The sequence below is a fragment of the Bacillus sp. FSL W8-0770 genome (assembly GCF_038008705.1).
In the GTDB taxonomy this organism is placed as follows: domain Bacteria; phylum Bacillota; class Bacilli; order Bacillales; family Bacillaceae_G; genus Bacillus_A; species Bacillus_A cereus.
Genome location: NZ_JBBOZR010000001.1, coordinates 3385263 through 3398901 on the forward strand (window position 1 = coordinate 3385263; position 13639 = coordinate 3398901).

Here is a 13639-nt window from a genome sequence, read left to right on the forward strand (position 1 = left end):
GTTTCCACATCCTTGATTTCGGAATAAGCGCCGTCTCGTACTGCGTTTACATTATATTTTCAAGGGGGTTATACAATGAGTCAACTAGCTGTAAATCTTCATGAAAAGGTAGCGAAGTTTCTTCAAGGTACAAAAAAGTTATATGTGAATGGATCTTTCATTGAAAGCGCTTCCGGTAAAACATTTAAAACACCTAACCCAGCAACTGGCGAAACACTTGCCGTCGTTTCTGAAGCTGGTCGCGAAGATATTCATAAAGCTGTAGTCGCAGCTCGTATGGCTTTTGACGAAGGTCCTTGGTCTCGTATGAGCACTGCTGAGCGAAGCCGTCTCATGTACAAGTTAGCTGATTTAATGGAAGAACATAAAGAAGAGCTTGCACAGCTCGAAACATTAGATAACGGAAAGCCAATCCGTGAAACAATGGCAGCAGACATCCCACTTGCAATTGAGCATATGCGCTATTACGCTGGCTGGGCTACGAAAATCGTTGGTCAAACAATTCCTGTTTCCGGTGATTACTTTAACTATACACGCCATGAAGCTGTTGGTGTCGTTGGTCAAATTATTCCTTGGAACTTCCCGCTTCTTATGGCAATGTGGAAAATGGGAGCAGCGCTTGCTACAGGATGTACAATCGTTTTAAAACCTGCAGAACAAACTCCACTATCTGCTTTATACTTAGCTGAATTAATTGAAGAAGCTGGATTCCCGAAAGGTGTTATTAATATCGTACCTGGATTCGGTGAATCAGCTGGACAAGCTCTCGTTAATCATCCACTCGTTGATAAAATTGCATTTACCGGTTCTACTCCTGTCGGTAAACAAATTATGCGACAAGCATCCGAATCATTAAAACGCGTTACACTTGAGTTAGGCGGTAAATCACCAAATATCATCTTGCCGGATGCTGATTTATCTCGCGCGATTCCTGGTGCACTTTCTGGTGTTATGTTTAACCAAGGACAAGTATGCTCTGCTGGATCACGCTTATTTGTTCCGAAGAAAATGTATGATAATGTCATGGCTGATCTCGTCCTCTATTCTAAAAAACTAAATCAAGGTGTCGGTCTTAACCCTGAAACAACAATTGGTCCTCTCGTTTCTGAAGAACAACAAAAACGTGTAATGGGCTACATTGAAAAAGGGATTGAAGAAGGCGCTGAAGTACTTTGCGGAGGAAGTAATCCATTCGATCAAGGCTACTTCGTTTCTCCTACAGTATTCGCTGACGTAAATGATGAAATGACGATCGCAAAAGAAGAAATTTTCGGTCCAGTTATTTCTGCAATACCATTTAACGATATTGATGAAGTAATTGAACGTGCAAATAAATCACAATTCGGCTTAGCGGCTGGTGTGTGGACAGAAAATGTTAAAACAGCACACTATGTTGCAAGTAAAGTACGTGCAGGTACAGTGTGGGTAAACTGTTATAACGTGTTTGATGCAGCATCTCCATTTGGAGGATTTAAACAATCTGGTCTTGGCCGTGAAATGGGATCTTATGCATTAAATAACTATACAGAAGTAAAGAGCGTTTGGCTTAACTTAAATTAATGAGAAAGAACCTGACCTATCCGGTCAGGTTCTTTTCATTATGTATTCCTTTAAACTTGCAGTCCTCCGCTCACATTTAATACTTCACCTGTAATATAAGATGCGTATTCTGATGCTAAAAAAGCTGCTGCGTTCGCAATATCTTCTGGCGTTCCAATTCTACCAACTGGAATAGCGCCAACCATCTTTTCTTTCACTTTATCTGGTATCGTTTTTGTCATATCTGTATCCATAAAACCCGGACAAATCGCATTACAAGTAATACCGAAGCTTCCAACTTCTTTCGCTGCTGTTTTCGTTAAACCGACAACTCCTGCCTTTGTAGCCGCATAATTTGCTTGACCTATGTTTCCTTCTCTACTAATTGAAGATATATTAATAATGCGTCCATACCCTTGTTGTCTCATGTAAAGAAGCGCTGGTTGCATACAATAAAAAACACCAGTTAAGTTCACTTGTAATACTTGTTCCCAAGCAGACTTCTCCATTTTATGTAACATTGCATCTCTTGTAATTCCGGCGTTATTCACCAAAATATGTAATGTACCGAATTTTTGAACCGCATATTCAATTAACGACTTCGCTTCATTTTGATTACTCACATCACATCGATATGAGCACACTTCATATCCTTCATCTGATAACTCACGTGTCGTTTTTTGTAGATTCTCTTCATTTACATCGCTAATTAATACTTTCGCCCCTAGTTTTGCATAAACCCTTGCAATCTCTTTTCCAATTCCCTGTGCAGCTCCTGTTACAACAGCTGTTTTCCCATTTAAAAACTCCATTCCTATCCCCCATTTCTATTACTTATACTGTATATTTCGGCTTTTTGCTTTTCAATTCCTCTTTGTATAAAAAAGTCTATTTGTGTCAAACTAACTTTGCAACGTCGCATAAAGTGAAACTTTAATTAGTGGGAAGTTTGTTCATCCCCCACTGATTATCAGCCCTCACCAATCGGGCATTTACGGGCAGTTAATCTCCCACCTAGCTTCTTTGTTCCATCTGAGTTTTAAGGTTGGAGTTTTACTACCCGTTATGCGGGATAAAGTGCAAGGAGATTGTGTCGAATGAATAAAAAGAATTTCAAACAAAGCAAAGCAACGGATGGCATTGATGTTGAGTTCTCTCGCGAACTCGCTGACCACAATGACTTAGAAGCAAACGCACGTGCAAATGCCGCTGATGCACGTCAAAAGCGCCAACCAACCGAAAAATAAGGTACATCACAACCTTATTCTTTTCAAAAGGGACCTACTACCCAACAAAATAAACCGAGAGACATCTCTCGGTTTATTTTCTATATTTTTTTGCATAATGAGCCAAAGTAAGCAACGGATATATATGAGCATAACTATGATAACGAATATAAAACCCACCTGGTAACCCTGTTCCAGTAGGATATTTTTCATTTATATAAGGGTTGGAGAGCAAATATGAAATACCTTTTCGAATAACTGACGTTTCTTTATCATAGTAAGAAATGAGGGCATCTAACGCCCATGCTGTTTGGGATGGTGTACTAAATGGCAAAGTAACAAATCTTTTTTCTACACTACTTTGGCAAGATTCTCCCCAGCCACCATCTTCATGCTGTATATGTTCAAGCCATAAAGCTGCTCGTTTCAATGATGGATCGCTAGATGGTATTCCTAGTGACCGTAAACCAGTCAACACTGCCCACGTACCATATATATAACAAATTCCCCATTTCCCATACCACGATCCATTTTCCTCTTGTATATTCATTAACCAATTTATCGCACTTTGTTTTTGTTTCTCGGGCAATTCATTTTGCGTATACGTTCCGAAAAATTCTAACACTCTTCCTGTAATATCTGGTGTAGAAGGGTCTGTAATCATATCACTTGCATTTTCGATTGGTAAATTTGCTAATATACGGCTCGTTACCCCTTTTTCAAAAGCCCCCCAACCACCATCATTATTTTGCAATCCTTTAACCCAATTAACCGCTCGCTTCCAAGCATTATCTACATTTTCGTTCCCTCTACTTCGCGCCAATGCTCTTAACACAGCAGTTGTATCATCAATATCTGGAATCGTCGTATTCACATCCGAAAAGCCCCAACCACCCGGGAAGAGATCCGGTGCATGTACACTCCAATCTACTTTCTTCGTTTGCTGTTTTCTTAGTAAATATGCTGATGCATTGTGAATCACTTTACTTGCTTTCGGAACTTGAGCTTCTTGCAAAGCATAACTGAGTAAAGCTGTATCCCATATAGTTGATGGAGAGTTTTGCAAATGGCTCCCTCTCTCCATCTTCCATATATAAGATGTAATTCCCATTATAGCCTTCTCAATAATTGGTGATTGAATAGAATGTCCTAATGCAAGTAAAGCATAAATCATATAAAACGAGGCAGTTGCGTAGCTATATAATGTTCCATTTTCATCAATACGCTCTTTCATAAAACGTTCTACTTCCTCATATCCTTTATGATGCAAAGAAAGTGGATACGTTATAATTTTCTTCACGTCACTTACTAACGTTTGAAAAACTGGAGACCGATCCTCTCGAAACCATTCTCCGCCCCCGCCTGCAATGTGATTTAAATTTGGCAATAACTTTTTCCCTACTCGAAACCTTTTATTTAAACACAACATCATTGGAATTAAATGAATACGTGCTGAGCTACTCAATTCAAATATACTGAGAGGGGAATCATTCTGCAGAAACATAATTGGTGTTGGCAAATGAAAAAGAGAAGGATATTCATATTCTCCATGAATCGCTAATAAAAACTTCGTCATAAAATGAGCACGTGCTACCCCACCGCGCTCATTTATAAACATTTCCGCTCGCTTCATATTCGCATCTTCTTTTGTATATTTTTCCGATGCAAGTAAGGCGGCATAAGATTGAATGGTAGCTGATAAATTACCTCCCACCTCATCTTCATACAATTTCCATGTTCCTTCATTTGTTTGAAGTGATGCTAATCTTTTCACAAACGGTTCTATCTCTTTATCTCTACCTAATAATTTTAATAAAAAAATCATATGGCAATCTGTTAATGGAGCTCCTTCAAAACAAAACCGCCACGTACCATCTTGCCGTTGCATTGTTTGAAGTGCAGTTGTTCTTCTCGCTATTTCTTCATGCACTTTTTCATATAATAACAAGTTACTCACCCACCCTTTCGAAATCCGTATAACGATATTCAAAAAGGTAGCTGAATATGTATAAAAACAAAGAAAAGCAGAACATATAAAATGTTCTGCTCATAAACAATACCCTACTCCGACAATAATTCCTAATAAAGCACCGACTACTACCTCATACGGTGTATGCCCAACAAGTTCATTTAACTTCTTATATTCTGTTTCTCTACCGTGAAAAAAGTCATTCAATATTTTTGCTTGTTTACTTACTGCAAGCCTTACTCCTGAAGCATCATACATAACAATAATGGCAAAAATAGTAGCAACCGCAAACATCGAGCTTTCCACACCTTCCACTACTCCAACTCCTGTAGCAAGCGCTGTAACTGTTGAAGCATGAGAACTTGGCATCCCACCTGAAGCAAAAAACTTTGCAAAATCAAATTCACCTGTTTTAACTAATTTAAAGACTACTTTCGTTAATTGTGCTAAAAACCATGAAATTACAGCTGCCATAAGCGGATCATTATGTAAAATTGTTTCCATGTTCTCAGCTCCTTACTAGCTATAATGGAAATCCTATATAGTATCAGTATAAAGAAAAATGCGTAGAAAATACTACGCATTATGATACTTTTGCTGATTTATTTTTTATAAATTTCGGTTGTTTCTGCACTAAAAACTTAGTCTTCGCTACCGAGAATACAAATAATGCAACCCATATACAGAAAAATGCAATCATATGAGTAGATGTGAAATGTTCACCAAATACGAATACACCTAAAATTAAGCTAATTGTTGGTGCAATATATTGTAAAAAACCTACCATATAAAGCGGAATAAGTTGGGCTCCTTTTGCAAAATAAAAAAGTGGTAGAGCTGTAACAATACCCGCTCCTATTAATAGTAATGTCGATAACATTGAGATAGAGCCAAATGAGCCGAAACCATGTACTCCTGTCATTACTAGATAAATAATCGCAAACGGCGTTACTAACATCGTTTCCATCGTAAGTCCAATTGTCGCATCATAGTTTAACAATTTTTTCGTTAATCCGTATAATCCAAATGAAAGGGCAAGTGATAAAGAAACCCACGGGATAGCCCCGAAACGTACTGTTAAAATGATAACCCCCACTCCAGCTAAACCAACTGCAACATATTGCCAGAAGTTTAACTTTTCCTTTAAAACGACTGTACCAAGTAAAATACTAATAAGCGGATTAATATAATAGCCAAGACTCGCTTCAATAACATGATTATGATTAACGGCCCATATGTAAACAAACCAGTTTCCACTAATCAAGACTGAAGCTATTGTTAATGACATTAATAATTTAGGTCGTTTAAAAAGATTCACAAATTCCCCAATAAACTGGCGAAACCTCTTCGTAACACCTAATACGAGTAACATAAAAACAAACGCCCAAACGATGCGGTGTGCTAATATTTCATCTGCTGGAACTTCCTCAACCCATTTCCAATAGATTGGTAGTATTCCCCACATCGTATAAGCACCAGCCGCATATAGTATCCCTTTTTTTTGCTCTGCTGATTGACTCCCCATCTTCCTTTTTCTCCTCTTCTCATTTTTTCTCCATTATACGGTCTCACATGCTCACTTTACCAATAATCAATCTGCATTTCTTTCGACATTTCTCATACAACGAATAATAAACATACCGTTATTACAACAAGTAACGGTATGCCGAAAACAAATTTCTTTTTATGAGTTTTATGATGAAACATATACATGCCAATCCAAGCTCCAACTGCTCCCCCAGCTGCCGCTGATAAAAACAACGTACTTTCTGGCGTTCTCCACTGTTTCTTCTTCGCTTTTCGTTTATCAAGCCCCATAAGGCTAAAAGCTATAATGTTAATAATAAGAAAATAAATCCATTTCATCGCTTTCTCTCCTTATGAAAAATTCGCTTAATGGTAACACGAAAAAACGACGGAAACAACTGAAGAACTCTTTTTATCCAACTAGTTTCATTCCTTTTTCTTAATTAGTTACCTTCATATTTACATAACCAACTAAAATCGCAGTTAAAGCATTTAATATAGAAAAATGTTATGAGCAGAATCCTATATTTCATTACATTCATCCACTACCATATCATCAAAAAAATTGCTCTCAATCACTTTCTCATCAAAACGAAGAACTACAATTAGCCCTACATATAAAGAAACAAAATTTAGAAACCATTCCCCATTCTCATCTTTCTTAGCTAAGCATTTAAATATCTCTTGAAATTGCATACGCTCATCTGTCGCAACAACCGGTCGCACGCCAAAATATTTCAATACAAGATGTAGGTTGAGCTGCACGGATAATGATAAAATATACTTTAATAACTCGGTATAATGAGCAACATTTTTTTGACTATATAACTTCACAAGCTCTTGATGTAAAGTAGAAATTGATAATTCTTCTTTAGTCACTTTTGTTGCTTCTATCATTTCAATCATCTTTTTCATATCCATTCCATTTACCCCTCCTGTTACAAAACAAAAGCCAAAGTATACTTATTTTATAATCAACAATAATTGATTATTTCTCGTCTCTCTTTCTTCTTCACTTACTAAGTCATACTTTTTTAAAAGATGAAATACATCATTTAATATTTCTTGTGAATGATTACCTTGTAAAAAATTTTTTAACCCTTTAAAAATCTCTTCTGATAAAAAATTCTTTTGACTTTCAAGCTTATTCATCACATCTTCAATAGAATGATCAATGTTACATGCCATACTAAACTTCCCCCTCTATCCTCTATAAATAATATCCTCAGCTAACGATGTAAACACTTCTCCAACAAGAGAATCTTCATCATATACAGATGAACCATTATTTTCTTCACGTTTCGCAAAAGGTATTTGGGCAATTACTTCTGTTTGCAATTGTTCTGCAAGCATTTCGCCGCCGCCTTTTCCGAAGAGATAATTTTTCGATCCATCTTGTTCTTCATAATAAGCCATATTTTCCACAATACCTAAAATCTCATGCTTCGTATGTTTTGCCATTACACCGACTCTTGAAGCAACGAATGAAGCTACATTGTGCGGAGTTGTAACAATTATTTCTTTCGCTTGCGGAATCATCGCCGCAACATCGATCGCAACATCTCCTGTACCTGGTGGTAAATCAAGTAATAAATAATCTAATTCTCCCCAGTGCGTATTCGTAAGAAAACTTTGAATCCATTTATTTAGCATCGGTCCGCGCCACATAACTGGGTTATTTCCTTCTGTAAAAAATCCCATCGACATGATTTTAACACCGTGACTAATGACTGGAATTGCCGTTTGATCAATCATCGTTGGTTTCTTATTCGTTTCCATCATAGCTGGAATACTAAAACCATATATATCTGCATCTAATATCCCCACTTTTTTGCCCATACGCGCTAGTGCAGTTGCAAGATTAATTGTCACCGTTGACTTTCCAACTCCGCCTTTTCCGCTCGTTACAGTAATAAAACGTACTCCTGAATCCGGGCGAAGCATGCTCGGCATACCAGTTTCTGTTCTAGTATTTTTCTTTAATTTCTCTGTTAAAGCTGTACGTTCTTCTTGTGTCATAGAACCAAATGTTACCTCCACTTTAGAGGCACCAATTGCGTGAAGTGATTCTTCAATATCTTGTTGAATTTTTGCTTTTAACGGACAACCTTGGATTGTTAGTACTACTTCAAGTTTAACCTCTGTTCCGTTCATTTGTATATTTCTAACCATATTTAATTCTACAACACTTTTGTGTAACTCTGGATCCTCTACATGTTTTAATGCATTCATTATTTGTTCTTGAGTAAGCATAGAACTCATCCCTTCTCTTATTCTAATTTATATACAACATTTTCTTGGCGCTTCATCTGGTGAAAAAGCTTATCATCCACCGCTAACAGGCGGGATTAATGCGACTATATCTCCAGCTTTTATCATCTCTTCATTCATTACAAACTCTTCGTTAACAGCGACCATCACTTTCTCCAACGATTGTAAACAATAGCTGGCTTTGAGCCATTCTTTTAATTGTTGCACTGTCATTTCTTGCTTTTCTGAAATCACTAATCGATCCGATTCAACTTCCTCACGCAAATTTGCAAACAATAAAATTATAATCATTTTCTCATTCTTCCTTCTTTGGTTTTCCTTCTGGATATGGTGTATTTTCAAGTTGATCTCCAATCCACATCGTTCCATCTTCCCAAAATTCTTTTTTCCAAATTGGAACAATTCGTTTTATACGTTCAATCGCGTACTCATTCGCTTCATAAGCTACTTTACGATGCGGTGATGACACTGCAATGACTACCGCAATATCCATTATTTCTAGCCGCCCTACACGGTGCGTAATTGCTACTTTTGTATCCGGCCATCTTTCACAAATTTCTTCTCCAATTCTCATAAGTTGTTTTACTGCCATCGGTTTATATGCTTCATACTCTAAATGTAGCGTTCGTTTTCCTTTTGTTAATTCTCTCACCGTACCAATAAATATTGTAATCGCACCTGCTTCTCTTCTTGCGACTTTATTCGTTACTTCTTCAACTAAAATCGGATTATCTACAATCTCAAATAGCACTTGTTCCATTAAAACCACCTCTCACTTTATGAAATGTCCAAGGCCATTCACTACCTTCGTTATCTTCTAATAAAAGAACATCGACAAACATATCTTTTTTATATCCTCTTGTCCCGCCCGGCAATACGATAAACGCGTTGGATTCTGCCAATGAAGAAACTGAGCTAGATTTATCAAACCCTGATGGATAAGCGATTAATTTCCCCTCATCATATTGCAATTTTGCTCGTACAAATCTTGTAAATGGATTCGGTTTTAGAAAATCTTCTCCTAATAACGTTTTTTCTCTTTTTAAATGTACTTTTTCACTAAACATATACGTCCGAATACACGGTCTTACGAATAATTCAAACCCTACATAACAAGCTGATGGATTTCCTGATAAACCAAATAATAACTTGCCATTTAATTGTGCTACAGTCGTAACACTTCCTGGTCGCATTGCAACTTTATTAAAAAGAACAGATGCACCTAACTTTTCGTAAATAGCTGGTAAATAATCATAATCTCCTACTGATACACCGCCCGTTGTAATTAACATATCTACTTGGCCAAGCGCTTCTTTCACAGCTGTAAAACACGTATTAAAATCATCACTAAACTTCCCAAAATATTTTACTCTTCCGCCCGCTCTTCGAATTTGAGCCAATATCATGTACGTATTACTGTTTCGGATTTTCCCTGGCTGTAATGAATCATTGACATCCAGTAATTCACTCCCAGTCGCTAACAGTCCAATTACAGGCTTTCTCGCAACTGGTACTTCACTATAACCGAATGTAGCAAGAAGAGCTGAAATACCTGGATTAATGTACGATCCTTTCTTTGCAAGAACCGTTCCTTTACGAGCATCTTCACCTTGAAAAGAAATATTGTCGCCCTTTTTGAATGATCGCTTCACTTCCATATAATTGTTGCCATTCTTCTCATATTGACGAGTCAGCTCTAACATAACAACCGCATCACACCCATTCGGAATTTGTGCTCCCGTCATAATTCGAACTGCTTGAAACGGAGCTACTTTCTCATGGAATAGCGATCCTGCACCAATTTCACCCACTACTTCAAATACAATTGGCGTTTCATAACTTGCTAAATTAGTATCTTCTGCTCGAATAGCAAATCCGTCATATGGTGAACGATTAAATGACGGTACATCATGGTCAGCTACTAAATCCTCTGCTAATATACGTCCATAAGCTAATTCAATTGGTAATAGCTCCTTTAAGCCTTTATCAGCAAATCCCATCACTTTACGAACAGCTTCTTCAACCGTAATTGGCACTCTTCTTTCCATTGTTGACACCCTCTCTATTAACCGAATACGCGATAATATAGTTGTTTCGCTTTCGAAATATCATTTGTACCATGAATAAAAACACGACCATCTCGAAAAACAACCACGCGGTAATCATCGAATTGGCAAGATAGTAAATACGGATTCCGATCTACTTTCCCCAGTTTTTGTAATACTTTTTCTATATCATCAAAATTGTATTTCCTATTGTCTACTGTTCTAATTTGAACTGTATTTCTTCCGCATAAAACAGCTGCTTTCGTTTGATTTTCGTATGATAAATAAGGATAAGTTCGATTCAAACCGCATGAGAGACAAGCGTCTGTTTTTATTTTCCCTAATTTTATAAAATGATTTTGATTACTCCATATATCAAACATGAAAAATGTTTTTCTAATTGCTGAGAAATCTTTCACTAAAATTTTGAGTGCTTCTGCCACTTGATATGCTGCGACGATTTGAACAGTCGGGCTAATAATTCCAGCGGTATCACATGTCACACCTGTAACAGGAATATTTTTCAGCATACAATGTAAACACGGTGTCTCTTGCGGAATAATTGTATAACTCATACCATACGATCCAACGCAAGAACCATATACCCAAGGAATATTATGTTTTTGTGATAAATCATTTATTACAAATCGAATATCAAAATTATCTGTTGCATCAATGATTACATCTACATTTTTTAATAGACCTTCCATATTTTCTGAAGTTGCATCCATTACGAAAGCATGTATTTGTACTTCCGAATTAATTTGTTCTAACCGATTTTTTGCAGCAATTGCTTTCGGCATTTTCTCTCTCGCATTTTGTTCAGAGTACAATTGTTGCCTTTGTAAATTACTCCATTCAACGTAGTCACGATCAATAATCGTCAACTTGCCAACACCTGCACGTACGAAACTTTCGGCACTTGCACTTCCTAATGCGCCTGCCCCTACAATTAACACATGTTTATTTCGAATTTTTTCTTGTCCTTTACTCCCAATTGGTTTGAACAACTGTTGTCGTGAATACCGATCAGCCATTACATACCCTTCCTCTCAAGAACTCTATTTCATATTAGAATGTTGTTTCTGATAACAAGCAAAGTAAGCAAAACCAACAAACCCAGCTCCTCCAATTACATTTCCGATAAAAACAGGAACAAAATTTTTAGCCAAATCCATCCACGTTAGATGACCAGCAAAAATAACAGCGGAAATGACAAACATATTTGCTACTACTTGCTGAAATCCAATCACTACAAATGCCATAATTGGAATCCAAATTCCGATGATTTTTCCGACAAAATCACTCGTCCCGTAAGCGAGCCAAAGAGCAAGACAGACGAGCCAATTACAACCAATTGCTAAAATTAAAGTTCTCCCAAATGATTCATGTAACTTCCCTTCCGCTATCGCTACCGTTTTATTTAAATACTCTCCCTCTGTTAATCCGCCAAGATGTCCAAAGCAATACGCAACGAAAATTGCCCCAATAAAATTCATGAGAGTAATCCAAACCCAGTTATTCAGTACACTTATCAATGTAATTTTCTTTGCATAAAGCGCCATAGACAGTGACATCATATTTCCCGTAATTAATTCTCCTCCTGCTAATACTACGAGCATGAGTCCAACAGGAAATACTGCTCCTCCTAAAACATTCACTAGACTTCCCCAGCGCTCAGGTAAATTCCCTAAAACTCGAATGTTAAGTAAAAAACCTATCGCAATAAACGCTCCTCCTAAAAAACCGAGAATAAGCATCGCTGGCAATGTCTGTCTTACTTTTTGAACACCGGCCTCAATGACAAGCTCAGCAATTTGTTCCGGCTTATGAAATGCCATTACCCATTCCTCCATTTTCTCCAAATAAAAAAGCAGCTTCAAAAAACCTCCTCAAAATAAAGGTTTTTGAATGCTGCTTAATTTCTCTGCACATCTTTTACAGAGATATCAATCATCACTTTTACTATAAAATAGAAAATCCACAACTCTTGTAAATTTTCCATTTTTTCACTATGAAGCTAGCTATATATATTAACCACCGATATGTGACATTTCAATTTTAGGTATTGTTTTCTTATTTGTATGATTTAAGCGTTCATCTGAATAACGATCTTCCCTATTATTCCATATATCGCGTACTACATCTGTAATGTCCTCATCTGTATGTTCAGAACGAAGCAATTCTCTTAAATCATTTCCTTTAGAAGCAAATAAGCAAGTATATAATTTTCCTTCTGCAGAAATACGAGCTCTCGTACATGATGAGCAAAAAGAATCTGTTACTGATGAAATAATACCTATTTCCTCATCACTTCCTATATAACGATACCTAGTAGCCACTTCACCAGAATAATTTGCTTCTATCCGTTCTAACGGCATAACTTGATGAATCGTATCTACTATTTCTTGTTTAGAAATGACTTCTTTTAAATCCCAACCATTATAATTTCCAACGTCCATATACTCAATAAAACGAAGAATATGCTTATTTTCCTTAAAGTATTGCGCCATCTGCAAAATGTCCTGTTCGTTTTTTCCCTTTTGAACGACCATGTTTATTTTAATTTTCATTCCAACTTCAGCTGCAGCCTGTATTCCTTCCAGAACCCTTTGCACTTTGCTCCTATTACCATTTAAATAGAAAAACCGCTCTTCTTCTAAGGAATCTAAACTAACTGTCACACGTGATAAACCCGCCTTATATAAATCAGGAGCAAACTTTTTAAGTAACGATCCATTGGTTGTTAAACCGATATCTTCTACACCATCAATTTTATTAAGGCGCTCAATAAGCTTTGGAAGCCCTCTTCGAAGTAACGGTTCTCCGCCTGTAATCCGTAATTTTCTCACACCTAAAGAAACGAAAATACGTGTTATCCTTTCAATTTCATCAAAAGATAAAATTTTATCATTAGACAAAAACGAGTAATCAGGACCAAATATTTCTTCTGGCATACAATATCGACAGCGAAAATTACAGCGATCAGTAACTGAAATACGTAAATCCTTTAACGGACGTTGCAACTTGTCTAATGTAACTGATTTCATCTTCATTGCCTC

16 protein-coding genes are annotated in these 13639 nt (G+C 36.9%); 2 read left to right on the forward strand and 14 right to left on the reverse strand.

Annotated elements, in window-relative coordinates:
* Window positions 1-75 precede the first annotated feature (75 nt).
* The gene (dhaS, locus tag NST27_RS17365) at window positions 76-1560 is read left to right on the forward strand and encodes an aldehyde dehydrogenase DhaS (protein ID WP_000080265.1); all 1485 of its coding nucleotides are present in this window, start codon (window positions 76-78) and stop codon (window positions 1558-1560) included.
* Window positions 1561-1610: 50 nt separating this feature from the next.
* Here the strand turns inward: dhaS and fabG are convergent, their stop codons facing one another.
* Entirely contained in the window at window positions 1611-2351 is a 741-nt protein-coding gene (gene fabG / locus NST27_RS17370; protein WP_000395038.1) for a 3-oxoacyl-ACP reductase FabG, read from the reverse strand.
* Window positions 2352-2636: 285 nt separating this feature from the next.
* On the opposite strand from fabG, the gene NST27_RS17375 reads away from it, so the two are divergent.
* Complete coding sequence (locus NST27_RS17375) at window positions 2637-2786, forward strand: YfhD family protein (protein WP_001035813.1); 150 nt, start codon at window positions 2637-2639, stop codon at window positions 2784-2786.
* Window positions 2787-2859: 73 nt separating this feature from the next.
* Here the strand turns inward: NST27_RS17375 and NST27_RS17380 are convergent, their stop codons facing one another.
* The 13 genes from NST27_RS17380 to moaA form a co-directional block, all read right to left on the reverse strand.
* The gene (locus NST27_RS17380) at window positions 2860-4713 is read right to left on the reverse strand and encodes a terpene cyclase/mutase family protein (RefSeq protein ID WP_000928150.1); all 1854 of its coding nucleotides are present in this window, start codon (window positions 4711-4713) and stop codon (window positions 2860-2862) included.
* 99 nt (window positions 4714-4812) lie between these two features.
* The gene (locus tag NST27_RS17385) at window positions 4813-5238 is read right to left on the reverse strand and encodes a divergent PAP2 family protein (protein ID WP_000447820.1); all 426 of its coding nucleotides are present in this window, start codon (window positions 5236-5238) and stop codon (window positions 4813-4815) included.
* Window positions 5239-5317: 79 nt separating this feature from the next.
* A complete protein-coding gene (rarD, locus tag NST27_RS17390; RefSeq protein WP_000535537.1) occupies window positions 5318-6259 on the reverse strand; it encodes an EamA family transporter RarD in 942 nt (313 codons plus the stop codon).
* 92 nt (window positions 6260-6351) lie between these two features.
* Entirely contained in the window at window positions 6352-6600 is a 249-nt protein-coding gene (locus tag NST27_RS17395; RefSeq protein ID WP_000871346.1) for a DUF1294 domain-containing protein, read from the reverse strand.
* 183 nt (window positions 6601-6783) lie between these two features.
* On the reverse strand, window positions 6784-7182 hold the full coding sequence (locus NST27_RS17400) for a hypothetical protein (RefSeq protein ID WP_000367289.1): 399 nt from the start codon (window positions 7180-7182) through the stop codon (window positions 6784-6786).
* A 42-nt stretch (window positions 7183-7224) separates the two neighbouring features.
* Window positions 7225-7449, reverse strand: a complete 225-nt coding sequence (locus NST27_RS17405; RefSeq protein WP_000752377.1) for a hypothetical protein — start codon at window positions 7447-7449, stop codon at window positions 7225-7227.
* 15 nt (window positions 7450-7464) lie between these two features.
* Window positions 7465-8514: a P-loop NTPase gene (locus NST27_RS17410; protein ID WP_000957511.1), complete on the reverse strand. Its 1050-nt coding sequence runs from the start codon at window positions 8512-8514 to the stop codon at window positions 7465-7467.
* Between the two features lie 72 nt (window positions 8515-8586).
* Window positions 8587-8823: a molybdopterin converting factor subunit 1 gene (gene moaD, locus NST27_RS17415; protein ID WP_000583942.1), complete on the reverse strand. Its 237-nt coding sequence runs from the start codon at window positions 8821-8823 to the stop codon at window positions 8587-8589.
* A 4-nt stretch (window positions 8824-8827) separates the two neighbouring features.
* Window positions 8828-9292, reverse strand: a complete 465-nt coding sequence (moaE, locus tag NST27_RS17420) for a molybdopterin synthase catalytic subunit MoaE (protein WP_047386602.1) — start codon at window positions 9290-9292, stop codon at window positions 8828-8830.
* Window positions 9273-10580 carry a molybdopterin molybdotransferase MoeA gene (locus NST27_RS17425; protein ID WP_000442195.1) on the reverse strand — a complete coding sequence of 436 codons (1308 nt, stop codon included), beginning with the start codon at window positions 10578-10580 and terminating at the stop codon, window positions 9273-9275. Before NST27_RS17425 ends, moaE begins: the two co-directional genes overlap by 20 nt.
* Window positions 10581-10597: 17 nt before the next feature.
* Window positions 10598-11614 (reverse strand): molybdopterin-synthase adenylyltransferase MoeB, encoded by a 1017-nt coding sequence (locus tag NST27_RS17430; protein ID WP_000785271.1) that lies wholly within the window; start codon window positions 11612-11614, stop codon window positions 10598-10600.
* A gap of 24 nt (window positions 11615-11638) precedes the next feature.
* Window positions 11639-12418, reverse strand: coding sequence for a formate/nitrite transporter family protein (locus tag NST27_RS17435; protein WP_000863998.1), 780 nt, complete (start codon window positions 12416-12418; stop codon window positions 11639-11641).
* Window positions 12419-12610: 192 nt separating this feature from the next.
* A complete protein-coding gene (gene moaA / locus NST27_RS17440) occupies window positions 12611-13627 on the reverse strand; it encodes a GTP 3',8-cyclase MoaA (RefSeq protein ID WP_000844120.1) in 1017 nt (338 codons plus the stop codon).
* Window positions 13628-13639: the final 12 nt, after the last annotated feature.

Bases quoted from the DNA above. Each gene is read 5' to 3' on its own strand.
- dhaS (WP_000080265.1), top strand. From the start codon at position 76: ATGAGTCAACTAGCTGTAAATCTTCATGAAAAGGTAGCGAAGTTTCTT.
- fabG (WP_000395038.1), bottom strand. From the start codon at position 2,351: ATGGAGTTTTTAAATGGGAAAACAGCTGTTGTAACAGGAGCTGCACAG.
- NST27_RS17375 (WP_001035813.1), top strand. From the start codon at position 2,637: ATGAATAAAAAGAATTTCAAACAAAGCAAAGCAACGGATGGCATTGAT.
- NST27_RS17385 (WP_000447820.1), bottom strand. From the start codon at position 5,238: ATGGAAACAATTTTACATAATGATCCGCTTATGGCAGCTGTAATTTCA.
- rarD (WP_000535537.1), bottom strand. From the start codon at position 6,259: ATGGGGAGTCAATCAGCAGAGCAAAAAAAAGGGATACTATATGCGGCT.
- NST27_RS17395 (WP_000871346.1), bottom strand. From the start codon at position 6,600: ATGAAATGGATTTATTTTCTTATTATTAACATTATAGCTTTTAGCCTT.
- NST27_RS17400 (WP_000367289.1), bottom strand. From the start codon at position 7,182: ATGGATATGAAAAAGATGATTGAAATGATAGAAGCAACAAAAGTGACT.
- NST27_RS17405 (WP_000752377.1), bottom strand. From the start codon at position 7,449: ATGGCATGTAACATTGATCATTCTATTGAAGATGTGATGAATAAGCTT.
- NST27_RS17410 (WP_000957511.1), bottom strand. From the start codon at position 8,514: ATGCTTACTCAAGAACAAATAATGAATGCATTAAAACATGTAGAGGAT.
- moaD (WP_000583942.1), bottom strand. From the start codon at position 8,823: ATGATTATAATTTTATTGTTTGCAAATTTGCGTGAGGAAGTTGAATCG.
- moaE (WP_047386602.1), bottom strand. From the start codon at position 9,292: ATGGAACAAGTGCTATTTGAGATTGTAGATAATCCGATTTTAGTTGAA.
- NST27_RS17425 (WP_000442195.1), bottom strand. From the start codon at position 10,580: ATGGAAAGAAGAGTGCCAATTACGGTTGAAGAAGCTGTTCGTAAAGTG.
- NST27_RS17430 (WP_000785271.1), bottom strand. From the start codon at position 11,614: ATGGCTGATCGGTATTCACGACAACAGTTGTTCAAACCAATTGGGAGT.
- NST27_RS17435 (WP_000863998.1), bottom strand. From the start codon at position 12,418: ATGGCATTTCATAAGCCGGAACAAATTGCTGAGCTTGTCATTGAGGCC.
- moaA (WP_000844120.1), bottom strand. From the start codon at position 13,627: ATGAAATCAGTTACATTAGACAAGTTGCAACGTCCGTTAAAGGATTTA.